Genomic DNA, 17,560 nt, shown 5'->3' with positions numbered 1-17,560 from the left:
GGAGGGGAATATGTCCACAGAGGTGTCCGAAGCGCCGTCCGGCTCTCCGGAAGGGCTCCCCACCCTCGGGGTCTTCGATCAGGCCCGCGCGGAAGCCGCAGTACGTGAACTGCTCCTGGCGCTCGGCGAGGACCCGGACCGGCACGGCCTGATCGACACCCCGGCGCGGGTGGCCCGGGCCTATCGCGAGGTGTTCGCGGGGCTCTACGAGAATCCCGACGACGTGCTGAACACCACCTTCGACGAGCAGCATGACGAGCTGGTGCTGGTGAAGCAGATCCCGATGTACTCGACCTGCGAGCACCACCTGGTCTCCTTCCACGGCGTCGCGCACGTGGGCTACATCCCGGGCGTCGACGGCCGGGTCACCGGGCTGTCGAAGATCGCCCGGGTGGTCGACCTGTACGCCAAGCGCCCGCAGGTCCAGGAACGCCTCACCGGTCAGATCGCCGATGCGGTGATGCGCAAGCTCGATCCGCGCGGCGTCATCGTGGTGGTCGAGGCCGAGCACCTGTGCATGGCGATGCGCGGGGTGCGCAAGCCCGGAGCGGTGACCACCACGTCGGCCGTCCGCGGACAGTTCAAGACCGACAAGGCATCTCGAGCCGAGGCGCTGGATCTGATCCTGCGCAAGTGAGTCCTATGCGCACACAGGTCATGGGGGTCGTCAACGTCACCGACGACTCCTTCTCCGACGGGGGCCGCTACCTGGACCCTGCGGCGGCCGTCGAACACGGACTGCGCCTGGCGGCCGACGGTGCCGACATCGTCGACGTCGGCGGTGAGTCCACCCGGCCCGGTGCGGTCCGCGTCGATGCGGCCGTCGAGATCGCCCGCGTCATCCCGGTCGTCAAATCGCTTGCCGCCCAAGGATTGACGGTCAGCATCGACACCATGCACGCGGAGGTGGCCCGGGCGGCGCTGGACAACGGGGCGGCCATCGTCAACGACGTGTCGGGCGGGCGCGCCGACCCCGCGATGGCCGGTGTGGTGGCCGCGGCCGGGGTGCCGTGGATCCTGATGCACTGGCGGTCGGTCTCGGCCGGCGATCCGCACCGGGTGCCCGGCTACGGCGACGTCGTCGCCGAGGTGCGCGCCGAACTGCTGGGCGCCGTGGACGCCGCGGTGGCCGCCGGGGTGGACCCGGCGCGGGTGATCATCGACCCCGGGCTCGGTTTCGCCAAGACCGCGCAACACAATTGGGCGCTGCTGCATGCGCTGCCCGAACTCGTGGGTACCGGCATTCCCGTGCTGATCGGGGCGTCGCGCAAGCGGTTCCTCGGCGCCCTGCTGGCCGCTGATGACGGGCAACCGCGCCCACCGGACGGCCGGGAGACGGCCACCGCCGTCGTCTCCGCACTGGCCGCCGGCCACGGGGCGTGGGGTGTGCGGGTGCACGACGTGACCGCGTCGGTCGACGCACTCGCGGTACTCGCCGCGTGGAATTCCGGAGGTGGCGGTGGCTGACCGAATCGAACTGCGCGGCTTGACCGTTCGCGGGAACCACGGTGTCTTCGAGCATGAGCGCCGGGATGGCCAGGACTTCGTCGTCGACATCACGGTGTGGATCGACCTGGCCGCCGCGGCCGCCAGTGATCAGCTGGCCGACACCTACGACTACGGCACCCTGGCCCAGCGCGCCGCCGCGATCGTCGCGGGACCGGCGCGCAACCTCATCGAGACGGTGGCCGCCGAGATCGCCGAGGACGTGATGGCGGATCAGCGGGTCCATGCCGTCGAGGTGGTGGTGCACAAACCGTCGGCGCCGATTCCGTTGCAGTTCAACGATGTTGCCGTCACCGCGCGACGATCCCGCCGCGGCGGGCGGGGTGGTGGGAGCGACATCGGGCGGGGTGGCGGGGGGAGCCCCTCATGAGCCGGGTGGTCCTGTCCATCGGATCCAATCTCGGTGACCGGTTGGGCCGGCTGCAGTCGGTTATCGACGCGCTCGGCGAGGACGTCGTCGCCGTCTCACCGGTGTACGAGACCGACCCGTGGGGCGGCGTCGACCAGGGCCCCTTCCTCAACGCCGTGGTGGTGGCCGAGGATCCGCGGCGCGACGCCCACGACTGGCTGAACTTCGCACAGGCGGCCGAACGCGCCGCCGACCGGGTCCGCGGCCAGAAATGGGGTCCCCGCACGCTGGACGTCGACCTGGTTCGGGTCCAGCAGCGCGACCCCGACGGCACGTTGCGTGAGGTGGTCTCCCGCAGTGACGGCCTGACGTTGCCGCACCCGCTGACGCACCTGCGGGCGTTCGTCCTCATCCCGTGGCTGGACGTGGAGCCCGATGCGCAGCTGCCCGTCACCGACACGGACCGCCCCGTCGCCCGGTTGCTGGCCGAACTGGACCCGGCCGAGCGCACCGGCGTGCGCCCGACCGGTCTGGAGTTGCACGCGTGAGCCCCACCCGCACCCGGGACCTGGCCGCCACCGTGATCGCGACGGCGGTGGTCGCCTACGTGCTGGTGCTGTGGCTCTACCGGTGGTTCCCGCCGTTGACCGTCTGGACCGGACTGTCGCTGGCCGCGATCGCCGCCGCCGAGGCGGCCTGGGGTGGCTACGTGCGCGCCAAGGTCGGCGCGGGTGAGATCGGTGAGGGCGGCGATCGACTGCATCCCATCGCGGTGGCCCGCAGTGTCGTGATCGCGCAGGCGTCGGCGTGGGTGGGCGCCCTGGTGCTCGGCTGGTGGATCGGGGTGCTGGCCTATCTGCTGCCGCGCCGCGGGGAGTTGCGGGTGGCGGCCGCCGACACCGCCGGTGCCGTGGTGGCCGCGGTGTGCGCGCTGGCGCTCGTCGCCGCCGCGCTGTGGTTGCAGCATTCCTGCAAGTCCCCGCCGCAGGATCCACAGGATCCCGCCGGGAGCGCCGGCAAACCCGGCGAGACCGCGCCGGAGTAGTCGCCGTGCCGCACCGACGACGCGGGACCGCGATAACAACATTGAGAAATGCCGGTTGGCGCAACGGGTTCGGCCAGCTCTCGGCGGTACAGTCAGGCCATGAGTGAACCCCACCGCGGCGATCGAGCGCGCCGTGGTGGTCGTCGGCCGGGCTGGGCGCTGCTAACGGCCCTGCTGGTCCTGGCCATCGGCGCCAGCACGGCGCTGGTGTTCACCAGCCGGATCGAATTGCTGCGCCTGGGCCTGTTGCTGGCCCTGTGGGCGGCGGTGGTCGCCGCCTTCGTTTCGGTGACCTACCGCCGGCAGGCCGATCTGGACCAGGCCAAGGCCCGCGACCTCAAGACCGTCTACAACCTGCAGCTGGACCGCGAGATCTCCGCGCGGCGCGAATACGAGCTGAACGTCGAGGCCCACCTGCGCCGCGAACTCGCGCACGAGGCACGTGCCGAGACGAACGAAGAGGTGGCCGCGTTGCGGGCGGAGCTGTCCGCCCTGCGCACCCACCTGGAGATCCTGTTCGACGCCGATCTGTCGCACCGGCCGGCCATCGAACACGACCGCACCACCGCCCCGCGCTCGGTCGGCTGGTCGGGCCCGGCAGGTATCCCGGATGCGCCGCCGCGCCCGGACCGGGTGTCCAGCACCCGGATCACCGAGACGGAGGACGTCGAGGACATCTTCGTCGGTGCGGCCCCCGCCGAGCGCCCCGCCCACTCCGACACCGAGGACACCGCCGAGAGCCCGATCATCGACGTGCCGGAGGAACCGTTGTTCACCGGTGCCCAGCCGGTCGCCCAGCATCGCGCCGCCGACCCCGAGCCCCGCCGCGACGAGGTCCGCGATGTCGAGCAGACCCGTTGGATCCCACCGGTTCCCGCCACCCCGCCCGCACCGGCGCAGTGGATGCCGTCCGCGCCGCCGCCGGCCACCCGGCGCAACGGCGCGGAATCCGCTCCGGCGGCACCCCAGCCCGAGCGGCGCGGCCGGCACGCGCCGCCGCCGGAACCCGAGACCGTCCCGCGGCACGGCGCCGCCGACGACGACGCGCCCACCGGGGGCCAGTCGGTGGCCGAACTGCTGGCCCGCCTGCAGCACAGCGGCCCCACCGCGGGCGGCCGGCGCAGGCGCCGCGAGGACTGAGCTACCCTTTCCAGAACCGTTTCGACCGGTACCCCGAGTGGGACTGGATCGGGTCATACGAGAACTCGAGAGGTCGTCTGCATGCCGCAGTCGGGTCATGTCGAGGGGCTGCGCCCGGCACGCCTGAAGGTTGGGCTCATCTCCGCCGGCCGCGTGGGCACGGCACTGGGAGTCGCGCTCGAGCGTGCCGACCATGTCGTGGTGTCGGCCAGCGCGGTGTCGGCGGCCTCCCTGCGGCGCGCCGAACGGTACCTGCCCGACACCTTGATCCGCCCACCCGACGAGGTGGCCGCCGACGCCGAACTGCTGATCCTGGCGGTGCCGGACGCCGAACTGGCCGGGCTGGTGTCCGGGCTGGCGGCCACCGGGGCGGTCAAACCGGGCACCATCGTGGTGCACACGTCCGGCGCCAACGGTGTCGCCGTGCTGGGCCCGCTGACCGAACGGGGCTGCGTGCCGCTGGCGATCCATCCGGCGATGACCTTCACCGGGGCCGACGAGGACATCGCGCGGCTGGCCGACACCTGCTTCGGGATCACCGCCGCCGACGAGATCGGCTATGCCATTGCGCAGGCGCTGGTCCTCGAGATCGGCGGCGAGCCGTTCCGCGTCCGTGAGGATGCCCGGGCGCTGTACCACGCGGCCCTGGCGCACGCGTCCAATCACCTGGTGACCCTGATCGGGGATGCGCTCGAGGCCCTGCGGGCTGCGTTGTGGGGCGCCGAACTGCTCGGCCAGGAGACCGTCGTCGACGACCCGGCGGGCATCGCCGAGCGGGTGATCGCACCGCTGGCCCGCGCCGCGCTGGAGAACACGCTGCAGCGCGGCCAGGCGGCGCTGACCGGACCGGCGGCGCGCGGTGACGCCCCGGCGGTGGCGCGCCACCTGGCGGCGCTGCGCGAGGTCGACCCCGGTCTGGCCGAGGCCTACCGCACCGCGGCGTTGCGCACCGCGCAGCGCGCGCACGCTCCCGAGGAGGTATTCGAGGTGCTCGAACGATGACCAATGTATCACCCAAATTCGTTGCCGGACAATTGAATACGTACAATTCCCCGGCGGATGCCGCCGCGGTGAGCCGGGCGCTGCGGATGGCCGGTCGCCGGGTGGTGCTGGTCCCGACGATGGGCGCCCTGCACAACGGCCACCTGACGCTGGTGCGGATGGCCAAGCGCGTACCGGGATCCGTTGTCGCGGTGTCGATATTCGTCAACCCGCTGCAATTCGGGCCCGGCGAGGACCTGGACGCCTACCCGCGAACCCTGGACGCAGACGTCGAACTGCTGCGCTCCGAGGGGGTGGAACTCCTGTTCGCCCCGACCGCCGCCGCGATGTATCCCGACGGACCACGGACGTCGGTCCACCCGGGCCCGCTGGGCGCCGAGCTGGAGGGCGCCGCGCGACCGACCCACTTCGCCGGCATGCTCACCGTGGTGCTCAAACTGCTCGACATCATCCGGCCCGATCAGGCGTACTTCGGCGAAAAGGACTACCAGCAACTGGTTCTCGTCCGCCAGATGGTCGCCGACCTCAACGTCGGCGTCCGCATCGTGGGGGTGCCGATCGTGCGTGAACCCGACGGGCTGGCGCTGTCCTCCCGCAACCGCTACCTCGACGCCGAACAGCGGGAGCGGGCCACGGCGCTGTTCGCGGCACTGGTGGCCGCCCGGCACGTGGCCGGAACCGGTGCCGCTGCGGCCGTGGCCGCCGGCCGGGCGGTGATCGAGGCGGTGCCGGGACTCGAGCTCGACTACCTGGAGGCGCGTGGGCCCGACCTCGAGCCCGCACCGGCAGCGGGGCCGGGCCGCGTGCTGATCGCCGCGCGGCTGGGAACCACCCGGCTGCTGGACAACATCGCCGTCGAACTGGGGGGGAGCAACTGATGCTGCGAACGATGCTCAAGTCCAAGATCCACCGGGCCACCGTGACGCATGCCGACCTGCACTACGTCGGATCCGTGACGGTGGACGCCGACCTGATGGACGCCGCCGACCTCTTGGAGGGCGAGCAGGTCACCATCGTCGACATCGACAACGGCGCCCGGCTGGAGACCTATGTGATCACCGGCGCCCGCGGGTCCGGTGTCATCGGGATCAACGGTGCCGCAGCGCATCTGGTGCACCCCGGCGACCTGGTCATCCTGATCGCCTACGGGACCATGGCGGACGAGGAGGCCCGCACGTACCAACCGCGGGTGGTGTTCGTCGACGCCGACAACCGCACGATCGAGCTGGGGAGCGACCCCGCGTACGTACCGGCCGGGACACCCGGCCTGGTCTCGCCCCGGGGGCTGGGCTAGTGCTGCTGGCGATCGACGTACGCAACACGCATACCGTCGTCGGTCTGATCCAGGGTGCCGCTGAACATGCAAAGGTGGTGCAGCAGTGGCGGATTCGCACCGAACCGGAGGTCACCGGTGACGAGCTGGCGCTGACCATCGACGGGCTGATCGGTGACGACTCCGAGCGGCTCACCGGTGCGGTGGCGCTGTCCACCGTGCCGTCGGTGCTGCACGAGGTCCGGTCGATGCTCGACCAGTACTGGCCCTCGGTCCCGCACGTGCTGATCGAGCCGGGGGTGCGCACCGGGATCCCGCTGCTGGTCGACAATCCCAAGGAGGTCGGCGCCGACCGGATCGTCAACTGCCTGTCGGCCTTTCACAAGCTCGGTACGGCGGCCATCGTGGTCGACTTCGGATCGTCGATCGTCGTGGACGTGGTGTCCGCCAAGGGGGAGTTCCTGGGCGGGGCGATCGCACCGGGGGTGGGGGTGGCCTCCGATGCCGCGGCCGCGCGGTCGGCCGCGCTGCGCCGGGTGGAACTGACCCCGCCTCGGTCGGTGATCGGCAAGAACACCGTCGAATGCATGCAGTCCGGTGCGGTGTTCGGTTTCGCGGGCCTGGTCGACGGGTTGATCCGGCGGATCCGGGACACCCTGGCCGACACCGGCACCGACGGTGAGGTGTCCGTGGTGGTCACGGGGCACGCCGCGCCGATGATGCTGCCCGAACTGCAGACCGCGGCCCGCTTCGAGCGGTATCTGACGCTGGACGGGTTGCGGCTGGTGTTCGAGCGCAACCGTGACCAGCGTCCCAGGCGCTGACTTTGATTGAAGCTCGGGGTGTTCTCTCGAGTAGGCTGACGCGACGTGAGCGAGGCTGACCTTCCCGAACAGTTCCGGATCCGGCAGGACAAGCGCGACCGGCTGTTGGCCGAGGGTCGCGAACCGTACCCGGTAACGGTGCCGCGCACGCACACGCTGGCCGAGATCCGCGCCGCGTATCCCGAGCTGGCACCGGACACCCAGACCGGTGACGACGTGGGCGTCGCCGGCCGGGTGGTGTTCTCCCGCAACTCGGGCAAGTTGTGTTTCGCCACGCTGCAGGACGGCGACGGCACCCAGCTACAGGTGATGATCAGCCTGGCCGGCGTGGGCGAGCAGGCACTCGAGGCCTGGAAGGCCGACGTCGACCTCGGCGACATCGTGTTCGTGCACGGCGAGGTGATCAGTTCGCGGCGCGGGGAGCTGTCGGTGCTTGGTGACTCCTGGCTGATGGCCGCCAAGGCGCTGCGCCCGCTGCCGGTGGCGCACAAGGACATGAACGAGGAAACCCGGGTGCGGCAGCGCTACGTGGACCTGATCGTGCGGCCGGCCGCCCGCGATATCGCCCGGACCCGGATCGCCGTCGTGCGTGCCGTCCGGTCGGCCCTCGAGCGCCGCGGGTTCCTCGAGGTCGAGACCCCGATGCTGCAGACGCTGGCCGGTGGCGCCGCCGCGCGGCCGTTCGTCACCCATTCCAATGCCCTGGACACGGATCTGTACCTGCGTATCGCGCCGGAACTGTTCCTCAAGCGCTGCGTCGTCGGCGGTTTCGACAAGGTCTTCGAGCTGAATCGCAACTTCCGCAACGAGGGCGCGGATTCGACACATTCTCCCGAATTCTCGATGCTCGAGACTTATCAGGCGTACGGGGACTACGAGGATTCCGCGCGGATCACCCGCGAGGTAATTCAGGAAGTCGCCGACGAGGCGATCGGAACCCGGCAAGTGCCGCTGCCGGACGGTTCGGTGTACGACCTCGACGGGGAATGGTCGACGTTACAAATGTATCCCTCTCTGTCAGCGGCCCTCGACGAGGAGATAACCCCGTCGACTTCGGCCGAACACCTGTGGCAGATTGCCGACCGATTGGGTCTCGAGCTGCCGCGTGACCGCGGTTACGGGCACGGAAAGCTCGTCGAGGAGTTGTGGGAACACACCGTCGGCGATTCATTGTGGGCACCGGTATTCGTCAAGGATTTCCCGGTCGAGACGACGCCGTTGACCCGCCAGCACCGCAGTGTGGCGGGTGTGACCGAGAAGTGGGATCTCTACGTCCGCGGATTCGAACTGGCCACCGGCTATTCCGAGCTCGTCGACCCGGTGGTGCAGCGCGAGCGTTTTGTCGCGCAGGCCGTGGCGGCCGCCGCCGGCGATGACGAGGCGATGCAGCTGGACGAAGATTTCCTGGCCGCGATGGAGTACGGGATGCCACCCACCACCGGAACCGGAATGGGTATCGACCGGCTGTTGATGGCTTTAACAGGCTTGTCAATTAGGGAAACGGTGCTCTTTCCGATTGTCAAGCGCTCGCGATAAGTGCCGTCCGGCCTGCCGGAACGCCCGCTTCTTGAAATATCCGCACTCGATATGGCACATTGGTATCGACAATCCACATTCGGGTGATTCCCGCGAGTTCGGGGCGTGCGTATGTGTATATCCCGTGAGGTAGAAGGGTCGGCACACTAATGGCAAAAAAGGTTACCGTCACATTGGTCGACGATTTTGACGGTGAGGGTGCCGCCGATGAAACTGTCGAATTTTCCGTCGATGGTGTCACTTACGAGATCGATCTTTCCGCCAAGAATGCGAAAGCGTTGCGCAACGACCTGAAGAAGTGGGTCGAGGCGGGTCGCCGGGTGGGCGGCCGCCGGCGCGGCCGGTCGGGCGGTTCGGGCCGCGGCCGGGCGGCCATCGACCGCGAGCAGAGCGCGGCCATCCGGGACTGGGCCCGCCGCAACGGTCACAACGTGTCGACCCGCGGCCGCATCCCGGCCGACGTCATCGACGCCTTCCACGCGGCCACCTGACCCGCGGGCGCGCCCTGCCGAAGCCGGGGTGCCGTTCGCTGGTCGCGAACCTCCGCCATATCCGGGAAACGATTACGCAGTTCCCGTCGTTGCTCCGTCGAGTCGATCCCGTGGCGGGCCACCAAGGTAAAGCACCCGGGGGCCATGCCCACTACAGTGGTCGGCAAGGCGCTGTGCACCCTGTTCCACGTGCGGATCGTGCATGAGCGCCCGATCAAGGAGAGCAGGTAATCACGGATGTTCGAGAGATTCACCGACCGTGCCCGTCGTGTTGTCGTCCTGGCCCAGGAAGAGGCCCGGATGCTCAACCACAACTACATCGGCACCGAGCACATCCTGCTGGGACTGATTCACGAGGGTGAGGGCGTCGCCGCCAAGTCGCTCGAGTCGCTGGGCATCTCGCTCGAGGGCGTGCGCAGCCAGGTCGAGGAGATCATCGGCCAGGGCCAGCAGGCGCCGTCCGGGCACATCCCGTTCACTCCGCGGGCCAAGAAGGTGCTCGAACTCAGCCTGCGTGAGGCCCTGCAACTCGGCCACAACTACATCGGCACCGAGCACATTCTGCTCGGCCTGATCCGTGAGGGCGAAGGCGTTGCCGCCCAGGTCCTGGTGAAGCTGGGCGCCGAACTGACCCGGGTGCGCCAGCAGGTCATCCAGCTGCTCAGCGGATACCAGGGCAAGGAGACCGCCGAGGCCGGCAGCGGCGGGCGCGGTGGCGAGGCCGGTTCCCCGTCCACGTCGCTGGTGCTCGACCAGTTCGGCCGCAACCTGACCGCCGCCGCCATGGAGGGCAAGCTCGACCCGGTCATCGGGCGCGAGAAGGAGATCGAGCGGGTCATGCAGGTGCTGTCGCGGCGCACCAAGAACAACCCGGTGCTCATCGGCGAGCCGGGCGTCGGCAAGACCGCCGTCGTCGAGGGCCTGGCGCAGGCCATCGTGCACGGCGAGGTGCCCGAGACGCTGAAGGACAAGCAGCTCTACACCCTGGACCTCGGTTCACTGGTGGCCGGCAGCCGGTACCGCGGTGACTTCGAGGAGCGCCTGAAGAAGGTGCTCAAGGAGATCAACACCCGCGGCGACATCATCCTGTTCATCGACGAGCTGCACACCCTCGTCGGCGCCGGGGCCGCCGAAGGTGCCATCGACGCCGCGTCCATCCTCAAGCCCAAGCTGGCCCGCGGGGAGCTGCAGACCATCGGTGCCACCACGCTGGACGAGTACCGCAAGTACATCGAGAAGGACGCCGCCCTCGAGCGCCGGTTCCAGCCGGTGCAGGTCGGTGAGCCCACCGTCGAACACACCATCGAGATCCTCAAGGGTCTGCGCGACCGGTACGAGGCGCACCACCGGGTGTCCATCACGGATCCGGCGCTGGTGGCCGCGGCCACCCTGGCCGACCGCTACATCAACGACCGGTTCCTGCCGGACAAGGCGATCGACCTGATCGACGAGGCCGGCGCCCGGATGCGCATCCGCCGGATGACCGCGCCGCCCGACCTGCGCGAGTTCGACGAGAAGATCGCCGACGCCCGCCGCGAGAAGGAGAGCGCGATCGACGCGCAGGACTTCGAGAAGGCGGCCAACCTGCGCGACAAGGAGAAGCAGCTCGTCGCGCAGCGGGCCGAGCGCGAGAAGCAGTGGCGCTCAGGCGATCTCGACGTGGTCGCCGAGGTCGACGACGAGCAGATCGCCGAGGTGCTGGGCAACTGGACCGGCATCCCGGTGTTCAAGCTGACCGAGGCCGAGACCACCCGCCTGCTGCGCATGGAGGACGAACTGCACAAGCGGATCATCGGCCAGGAGGACGCCGTCAAGGCTGTCTCCAAGGCCATCCGGCGTACCCGCGCCGGGCTCAAGGATCCCAAGCGGCCGTCCGGTTCGTTCATCTTCGCCGGCCCGTCCGGTGTCGGTAAGACGGAGCTGTCCAAGGCGCTGGCGGAGTTCCTCTTCGGCGACGACGACGCACTCATCCAGATCGACATGGGCGAGTTCCACGACCGCTTCACCGCCTCGCGGCTGTTCGGTGCCCCTCCGGGCTACGTCGGCTACGAGGAGGGCGGCCAGCTCACCGAGAAGGTCCGGCGCAAGCCGTTCTCGGTGGTGCTGTTCGACGAGATCGAGAAGGCGCACCAGGAGATCTACAACACCCTGCTGCAGGTTCTCGAGGACGGCCGTCTGACCGACGGCCAGGGCCGCACCGTCGACTTCAAGAACACGGTGCTGATCTTCACGTCCAACCTGGGCACCTCCGACATCTCCAAGGCGGTGGGCCTGGGCTTCACGTCCGGCGGTGGGGAGAACAACTACGAGCGGATGAAGCTCAAGGTCAACGACGAGCTCAAGAAGCACTTCCGGCCCGAGTTCCTCAACCGGATCGACGACATCATCGTCTTCCACCAGCTGACCCAGGACGAGATCATCCAGATGGTCGACCTCATGGTCGGCCGGGTGTCCAAGCAGTTGGCGGCCAAGGACATGGAGATGGTGCTCACCGATCAGGCCAAGTCGCTGCTGGCCAAGCGCGGGTTCGACCCGGTGCTCGGTGCGCGGCCGCTGCGCCGGACCATCCAGCGCGAGATCGAGGACGCCCTGAGCGAGAAGATCCTGTTCGACGAGGTCGGACCGGGTCAGATCGTGACGGTCGGCGTCGAGGGCTGGGACGGCGAAGGCTCCGGCGAGGACGCGAAGTTCACCTTCAGCGGCGCACCCAAACCGCGCCCGGTCGAGGACGCGGACCTCGCCGGTGCGGGTGCGTCGGGCTCGGCCGCGGGATCGGCCGGAGTTGCACCGGCGGCCGATTAGCACGAATGTCGAACGGGCGGCCACTCCCCATTGGGGGTGGCCGCCCGTTTGTCGTAGGATCGCCCGGTAACCGACGAGTCGAGGAATCTGGTGTAACTCCAGAACGGTCGCGCCACTGTCACAGTCAGACCCCGGCCCGTCACCCCGCCTGACCCGGGACGCGTGATCCCCGAAAGGAAACCGACATGACCGCACCACAGACGCGCAGTACCGCTCGCGGTATCGACCTGTCCGCCGCCAAGGCCGTCGCCTGGCTGAGCCTGACCGCCTTCCTCGCGCTGCTGGTGCTCTACTTCGTCGGTGTGGACCAGGGCGCCACCTCGGTCTTCGGCGACAACATGTACATCCATGAGTTCGTGCACGACGCACGCCACCTCCTCGGCTTCCCCTGCCACTGACGCGGCCGACGGGAAATCGAGAACTGAACATGGAAAAGCACGTCATCTGGCGCGGCATCCTGGCCGGCGCCCTGGCCGGTGTACTGGCCTTCATCTGGTCGAAGATCTTCATCGAGCCCATCGTCGGGCGGGCCATCGACTTCGAGGACGGCTCGGCGGCCGCCCATGAGGCGATGGAGGCCGCTGCCGCACACGGCCACCACCACGAAGAGGGCGCGGAGCTGTTCACCCGCGCGGTGCAGTCGACGGTCGGCATGGGCCTCGGGGTGCTGGCCTTCAGCGTCGCCCTGGGTGCGCTGTTCGCCGTCGTGTTCTGCGTCGTCTACAGCCGCACCGACAACATCACCGCCCGGACGCTGTCGGTCCTGGTGGCCGGGGCCATGCTGATCTCGCTGTGGGTCGTACCGGCGTTGAAGTACCCGCCGAACCCGCCGGCGACCAGCCTGGACACCACCATCAAGGAGCGGGCGCTGCTCTACATCCTGTTGGTCGCGCTGTCCGCGCTGCTGATGGTGGCCGCGGTGTATCTCGGCAGCCAGCTGGCGCCGCGGTTCGGGGTCTGGAATGCGACCCTGCTCGCCGGCGCGGCCTACGTCGTCGCGGTGGCCGTCCTGATGCTGGTACTGCCGACTGTCGACGAGACACCCGGGCCCATCGAGGATGCGGCCGGGACCATCGTGTTCCCCGGTTTCCCGGCGGCGGATCTGTACGAGTTCCGGTTGTTCGCGCTGGGCACCCAGGTGATCATCTGGACCACCATCGGACTGGCCGGCGCCGCGATGCTGTCGCGGTTGCTGGACACAAAGCGAACAGAGCGGCTGACCGCGTCCTGACATTCACCCATTCCGCGGGGACCGACGGCGGGGCCGGGTAGGTTACCGGCATCGGAGCCGCGGGCAGGGGAGTGTTATCAGGTGACCAAGATCGTCCGGCTGACACTCGTGTCGCATGCGATGACCTCGGCGTTGTCGGCCGGACGGTTCCCCATCGACGAAGCGCTCAACGGGCTCGGCCACCGCCAGGTGATCGGCGCGGCCGACCTCGGCCCCGTCGCCCGCGCCCAGTGCGGGCCCGAGAAGCGCACCCGCCAGACGGCGGAGTTGCTGGGCCTGGACGCCGACATCGATCAGCGGCTGAGCGATCTGGATTTCGGCGCGTGGCGCGGCAAGACCCTCGAGGCCATCGATCCGGCCGAGTTGGCCATCTGGCTGACCGATCCGCGCACCGCGCCGCACGGTGGTGAGTCCGTGGTGGACCTGATGTGCCGGGTGCGCGACTGGCTCGGGTCGATCACCTCCAAGCAGTCCCGCATCACCGCGGTCACCCATCCGGCGGTGGTCCGTGCCGCCATCATGCTGACCCTCGACGCGACGGCAAACTCGTTCTGGCGCATCGATATCGAGCCCGTGAGCACTACCCTGCTGCATTTCCGCGGGGGTGCCTGGACGCTGCGCGTGCGGGCCTGACCGGGGTCACCGGATCGGGATCATCCCGAACATGCCCTTGATGATCATCATCAGCCAGCCGCCGGTGGTGGTGCCGTGGAAGCGGTTCCAGTTGGTCTGAAGGCTGACCACCCACGGCTGTCCCGTGCGGTCCACCGCATACCAGCTGAACGTCAGTTCCCCGGGCAGGTTTCCGGCCTTGGCCCCGATGTAGGGCCACTGGGTCCGGTCCAGATCGATGCCGGGGATGTTCGACATGATCTCCTTGACCGGCGCGGCGGCCCCGGTGGCGATCGTCTGCAGCGCCGCATGCACCCGGCAGATGTCCTCGGCGTTGCCGTACCACTCGGCCCCGTAGGCCGATGCCGGCGAATGCGTGCGCAGCGGATCGGGTTCGTAGTGTCGCGGGCTGACCTCGGCGAGCAGTTTGGCCCGGCCGCGCTGATCGGCGGTCTTCCACTGCTCCCGCAGATCTGGTTCACCCCAACCGATCTGGAACAGTGCGTGCATCGTGGGGAACGGCGTCATGCTGGCTGGGTCGTGATGGCCGGCGTCGGCCAGCGCACGTTCGACGGCCCGGGTGCCGACCCGGTTGATCAGCAGATCGGTGGCCATGTTGTCACTGTTGGCGATCATCTTGCCGGCGGCCGTGCGGACCGAGATCCGGGTGCCGGCGGGCATCTTGTCGAATGCCGACGAGCCGACGGTCTTGCCCTCGTCGGTGATGGTCAGCTGGTCGTCCCAGGACACGGTGCCGGCCTTGACGCCCTCCGCCACGGCGTAGAGGACGTAGAGCTTGAAGATGGACGCCAGTGGCAGTGAGTCGGCGGTGTTCGATCCGGCGAACTGCTCGCAGCGGCCGTCGACCACCCGGGAGACGCGGTACGAGTAGCGGCCGCCGGAGTTCGCCAGGGCGGCGTCGACGTCGGCCCAGGAGTGGATCACCGGCGGCACGGTGGTGACGGCGAACCCGTCGACCAGGGTGTCGTCGCCGGTGTGCAGTTCGATGTCCTGGCGCGCGCCGTAGGACGTCGACAGGTGCAGGGTCGCCGCGCCGGCCCGGATGTCGACCCCGGCAACCCGGTAGGGGCGTTCCCACCACAGGTTGTCCATGACCGTGCCGACGTAGTCGACCTGGTTGGGCGCGGCGAGCGTCTTGATCCCGACCGGGCCGATCGGCCAGTCGGAGTTGAGCATGTCGACGATCTGCTTGGCGCGTACACCCTGCGGGGTGTTGATGCTGATCCGTGCACCCGCGTCACCGGCGCTGGCCGAAGGAGTCGATGACGATGTGCACCCCCCGACGGAGCCGATGACCAGGACGGCGCCGCAGAGCGGCGCCAGTACCCGGCTAAGCCTTCGCGTCGGACCCGGCAACGTCGAGCACAACCTCGAACTCGAGCAGCGACGCCCCGGAGGCCACCGGGTTCTTTTGCTCGCCACGATGCGCCTCGATCGCCGGGCCGTTGGCCCAGGCCTGGAAGGCGTCGTCGGATTCCCACTGCGTCACCACGAAGTAGCGGTTGTCGCCCTTGACGGGACGCAGCAGCTGGAAGCCCAGGAAGCCCGGCTGGTTGTCGACGGCGTGCGCACGATGCGCGAAGCGCTTCTCCAGTTCGGGTCCAGCGCCCTCGGGCACCTCGATTGCGTTGATCTTCACCACGGCCATGGGGCAAGGCTACCGTGCGGGGTATGCCGGTCGACCCGTTGCGCCACGTCACCTACCGCGGGGGTACCGGTGCACCGGTGGTCCTGGTGCACGGGCTGATGGGCCGGGGGTCGACGTGGTCCCGGCAGATTCCCTGGTTGACGGAATTCGGTTCGGTCTACACCTACGACGCGCCGTGGCACCGCGGCCGAGACGTGCCGGATTCGCAGGCGATCAGCACCGAGCGATTCGTCGCCGATCTGGGTGACGTGCTCGATGCGCTGCCCGGCCCGGCGATCCTGGTCGGTCATTCGATGGGCAGCCTGCACTCATGGTGTCTGGCGGCCGCCCGGCCCGGAACGGTGTCCGCGGTGGTGGTCGAGGACATGGCACCGGACTTCCGCGGGCGCACCACCGGGCCGTGGGAGCCCTGGGTGCACGCGCTGCCGGTCGAGTTCCCGACCGAACAGGCCGTGATCGATGAATTCGGACCGGTGGCCGGCCGGTACTTCGCCGAGGCGTTCGACCGGACCGACACTGGTTGGCGGCTGCACGGCCGGCCGCAATGGTGGGTGCAGATCGCCGCGCAATGGGGCACTCGCGACTACTGGGAGCAGTGGCGCGCGGTGCGCGTGCCGACGCTGCTGATCGAGGCGGGCAACTCGGTGACCCCGCCGGGGCAGATGCGCAGAATGAGCGAAATCGGTTATCGCACAACATACGTCAGCGCTCCGGAGGCGGGTCATCTGGTCCACGACGATGCCCCCGAGATATATCGCGACGCGGTGGAGTCGTTCCTGGGGGATCTCACGGGCTAGCGGTGATGGTCGAACCGGGTGCGGATCGCCTCGATGTCGTGTTCAACCCGGCGCAGATCGGCGTCATCATCGGAGAACAGCCGGCCGGCCATCGGTGCGGCGAATCGGAACTGGTCGAAATGCCAGCGCAAGTGGCCGTCACGGCGGGCACGTCCGGCCAGGGCCGCCACCACGGCGAACGGTCCGAGCAGGACCGCCAGGATGAGCAGGAATTGGATCAGTGTGTTCATGGCAGTAACTATGCTGACAAAAAGATCCCGCCAACAGTGGCAGCACTGACGCTGTGCAATAAGATACTGCCATGCTGGAAACGGTCAGCGCGCTGGTGCTCGACGGCCTGGCGCCGTTCGAGTTCGGAGTCGTCTGCGAGGTGTTCGGCATCGACCGAACCGCCGACGGGGTGCCCAACTTCGACTTCAAGATCTGCGGCCCGGTGGCGGGGGTGCCCGTACGGACGTCGGTCGGGGCGTCGGTGGTCCCCGATCACGACCTGTCGGCGCTGCACGGCGCGGATCTGGTTGCCGTCCCGGCGATCCACGACCCCGGCGCGGCCGGCTACCCACGCGCGGCGCTCGACGCCCTACGGGCGGCCGCCGATGCCGGATCGATCATCCTGACCGTGTGCTCGGGCGCCTTCGTCGCGGGTGCGGCCGGACTGCTGGACGGCCGGCCCTGCACGACGCACTGGATGCACGCCGACGAGTTGTCCCGGCAGTACCCCACCGCCCGGGTGGACCGCAACGTGCTCTTCGTCGATGACGGCAACCTGATCACCAGCGCGGGCACGGCCGCCGGGATCGACGCCTGCCTGCATCTGGTGCGCCGCGAACTCGGCAGTGCGACCACCAACGTCATCGCCCGGCGCATGGTCGTGCCGCCGCAGCGCGACGGCGGTCAACGGCAGTACATCGACCAGCCGATACCGCCGAGGTGCTCGGAAGGCTTTGCCCCCCAGCTGGATTGGATCATCGCCAACCTGGAGCAACCGCACACTGTGGCGACGCTGGCGCGCCGGGCGAACATGTCGGCGCGGACCTTCGCCCGCCGGTTCGTCGACGAGACGGGCACCACTCCGATGCAGTGGATCACCGATCAGCGGGTGCTCTACGCGCGCCGACTGCTCGAGGAGACCGACCTCGAGATCGACCGGGTGGCCGAGCGTAGCGGCTTCGGGAGTGCCACGCTGCTGCGGCACCACTTTCGGCGAATCATCGGCGTCACCCCGTCGGACTACCGCCGCAGCTTCGCCGCCTGAGTCCTTCCCCCGGGCATCTGTTCTGCGT

General features: G+C 69.1%; 21 protein-coding genes. 18 read left to right on the top strand and 3 right to left on the bottom strand.

The features are described from left to right. Positions 1 to 10: 10 nt before the first annotated feature. From folE to U0R18_RS15795, 16 genes are all read left to right on the top strand, one after another. Positions 11 to 637 (top strand): GTP cyclohydrolase I FolE, encoded by a 627-nt coding sequence (gene folE / locus U0R18_RS15870; RefSeq protein ID WP_526370053.1) that lies wholly within the window; start codon positions 11 to 13, stop codon positions 635 to 637. Continuing rightward, the gene (gene folP / locus U0R18_RS15865) at positions 634 to 1,467 is read left to right on the top strand and encodes a dihydropteroate synthase (protein ID WP_526370051.1); all 834 of its coding nucleotides are present in this window, start codon (positions 634 to 636) and stop codon (positions 1,465 to 1,467) included. Before folE ends, folP begins: the two co-directional genes overlap by 4 nt. Continuing rightward, positions 1,460 to 1,876, top strand: a complete 417-nt coding sequence (gene folB, locus U0R18_RS15860) for a dihydroneopterin aldolase (protein WP_526370049.1) — start codon at positions 1,460 to 1,462, stop codon at positions 1,874 to 1,876. The genes folP and folB overlap by 8 nt, the downstream gene beginning before the upstream one ends. After that, positions 1,873 to 2,403 carry a 2-amino-4-hydroxy-6-hydroxymethyldihydropteridine diphosphokinase gene (folK, locus tag U0R18_RS15855; protein WP_526370047.1) on the top strand — a complete coding sequence of 177 codons (531 nt, stop codon included), beginning with the start codon at positions 1,873 to 1,875 and terminating at the stop codon, positions 2,401 to 2,403. The genes folB and folK overlap by 4 nt, the downstream gene beginning before the upstream one ends. Beyond that, a complete protein-coding gene (locus U0R18_RS15850) occupies positions 2,400 to 2,900 on the top strand; it encodes a DUF3180 family protein (protein WP_526370045.1) in 501 nt (166 codons plus the stop codon). Before folK ends, U0R18_RS15850 begins: the two co-directional genes overlap by 4 nt. Positions 2,901 to 2,999: 99 nt before the next feature. Beyond that, entirely contained in the window at positions 3,000 to 4,040 is a 1,041-nt protein-coding gene (locus U0R18_RS15845; protein WP_526370044.1) for a DUF6779 domain-containing protein, read from the top strand. A gap of 81 nt (positions 4,041 to 4,121) precedes the next feature. Next, positions 4,122 to 5,042 (top strand): Rossmann-like and DUF2520 domain-containing protein, encoded by a 921-nt coding sequence (locus U0R18_RS15840; protein WP_526370042.1) that lies wholly within the window; start codon positions 4,122 to 4,124, stop codon positions 5,040 to 5,042. Continuing rightward, positions 5,039 to 5,920 (top strand): pantoate--beta-alanine ligase, encoded by an 882-nt coding sequence (gene panC, locus U0R18_RS15835; protein WP_526370040.1) that lies wholly within the window; start codon positions 5,039 to 5,041, stop codon positions 5,918 to 5,920. The genes U0R18_RS15840 and panC overlap by 4 nt, the downstream gene beginning before the upstream one ends. Beyond that, a complete protein-coding gene (gene panD / locus U0R18_RS15830; RefSeq protein WP_526370038.1) occupies positions 5,920 to 6,336 on the top strand; it encodes an aspartate 1-decarboxylase in 417 nt (138 codons plus the stop codon). Before panC ends, panD begins: the two co-directional genes overlap by 1 nt. Next, the gene (locus U0R18_RS15825; protein ID WP_526370036.1) at positions 6,336 to 7,139 is read left to right on the top strand and encodes a type III pantothenate kinase; all 804 of its coding nucleotides are present in this window, start codon (positions 6,336 to 6,338) and stop codon (positions 7,137 to 7,139) included. Before panD ends, U0R18_RS15825 begins: the two co-directional genes overlap by 1 nt. A 45-nt stretch (positions 7,140 to 7,184) precedes the next feature. Then, a complete protein-coding gene (gene lysS, locus U0R18_RS15820; protein WP_526370034.1) occupies positions 7,185 to 8,675 on the top strand; it encodes a lysine--tRNA ligase in 1,491 nt (496 codons plus the stop codon). Between the two features lie 149 nt (positions 8,676 to 8,824). After that, complete coding sequence (lsr2, locus tag U0R18_RS15815; RefSeq protein WP_526370032.1) at positions 8,825 to 9,166, top strand: histone-like nucleoid-structuring protein Lsr2; 342 nt, start codon at positions 8,825 to 8,827, stop codon at positions 9,164 to 9,166. A gap of 237 nt (positions 9,167 to 9,403) precedes the next feature. Next, on the top strand, positions 9,404 to 11,968 hold the full coding sequence (locus U0R18_RS15810) for an ATP-dependent Clp protease ATP-binding subunit (RefSeq protein ID WP_526370030.1): 2,565 nt from the start codon (positions 9,404 to 9,406) through the stop codon (positions 11,966 to 11,968). A 185-nt stretch (positions 11,969 to 12,153) separates the two neighbouring features. Then, positions 12,154 to 12,366 carry a CbtB domain-containing protein gene (locus U0R18_RS15805; RefSeq protein WP_526370028.1) on the top strand — a complete coding sequence of 71 codons (213 nt, stop codon included), beginning with the start codon at positions 12,154 to 12,156 and terminating at the stop codon, positions 12,364 to 12,366. Positions 12,367 to 12,395: 29 nt separating this feature from the next. Beyond that, positions 12,396 to 13,199 carry a CbtA family protein gene (locus U0R18_RS15800; protein ID WP_526370026.1) on the top strand — a complete coding sequence of 268 codons (804 nt, stop codon included), beginning with the start codon at positions 12,396 to 12,398 and terminating at the stop codon, positions 13,197 to 13,199. An 81-nt stretch (positions 13,200 to 13,280) separates the two neighbouring features. Continuing rightward, positions 13,281 to 13,832 (top strand): histidine phosphatase family protein, encoded by a 552-nt coding sequence (locus tag U0R18_RS15795; protein WP_526370024.1) that lies wholly within the window; start codon positions 13,281 to 13,283, stop codon positions 13,830 to 13,832. Between the two features lie 6 nt (positions 13,833 to 13,838). Here the strand turns inward: U0R18_RS15795 and U0R18_RS15790 are convergent, their stop codons facing one another. Together U0R18_RS15790 and mhuD are read right to left on the bottom strand one after the other, a co-directional pair. Continuing rightward, positions 13,839 to 15,200, bottom strand: coding sequence for a serine hydrolase (locus U0R18_RS15790; RefSeq protein ID WP_526370022.1), 1,362 nt, complete (start codon positions 15,198 to 15,200; stop codon positions 13,839 to 13,841). Beyond that, positions 15,163 to 15,480: a mycobilin-forming heme oxygenase MhuD gene (gene mhuD / locus U0R18_RS15785; protein ID WP_526370020.1), complete on the bottom strand. Its 318-nt coding sequence runs from the start codon at positions 15,478 to 15,480 to the stop codon at positions 15,163 to 15,165. Before mhuD ends, U0R18_RS15790 begins: the two co-directional genes overlap by 38 nt. 23 nt (positions 15,481 to 15,503) lie before the next feature. Between mhuD and U0R18_RS15780 the strand changes: the two genes are divergently transcribed. Next, a complete protein-coding gene (locus U0R18_RS15780) occupies positions 15,504 to 16,277 on the top strand; it encodes an alpha/beta fold hydrolase (protein WP_526370018.1) in 774 nt (257 codons plus the stop codon). Here the strand turns inward: U0R18_RS15780 and U0R18_RS15775 are convergent. Next, positions 16,274 to 16,507 (bottom strand): hypothetical protein, encoded by a 234-nt coding sequence (locus U0R18_RS15775; protein WP_526370016.1) that lies wholly within the window; start codon positions 16,505 to 16,507, stop codon positions 16,274 to 16,276. The genes U0R18_RS15780 and U0R18_RS15775 overlap by 4 nt on opposite strands. A 71-nt stretch (positions 16,508 to 16,578) precedes the next feature. Here U0R18_RS15775 and U0R18_RS15770 point away from each other — a divergent pair, with 71 nt between their 5' ends. Continuing rightward, positions 16,579 to 17,532, top strand: coding sequence for a GlxA family transcriptional regulator (locus U0R18_RS15770; RefSeq protein WP_526370013.1), 954 nt, complete (start codon positions 16,579 to 16,581; stop codon positions 17,530 to 17,532). Positions 17,533 to 17,560 lie beyond the last annotated feature (28 nt).

It is taken from the genome of Mycobacterium sp. (genome assembly GCF_046330795.1).
Taxonomy (GTDB): Bacteria; Actinomycetota; Actinomycetes; order Mycobacteriales; family Mycobacteriaceae; genus Mycobacterium.
The sequence above is the reverse complement of the archived record's forward strand: the minus strand, read 5'-3'. Positions and strand labels throughout refer to the sequence as shown.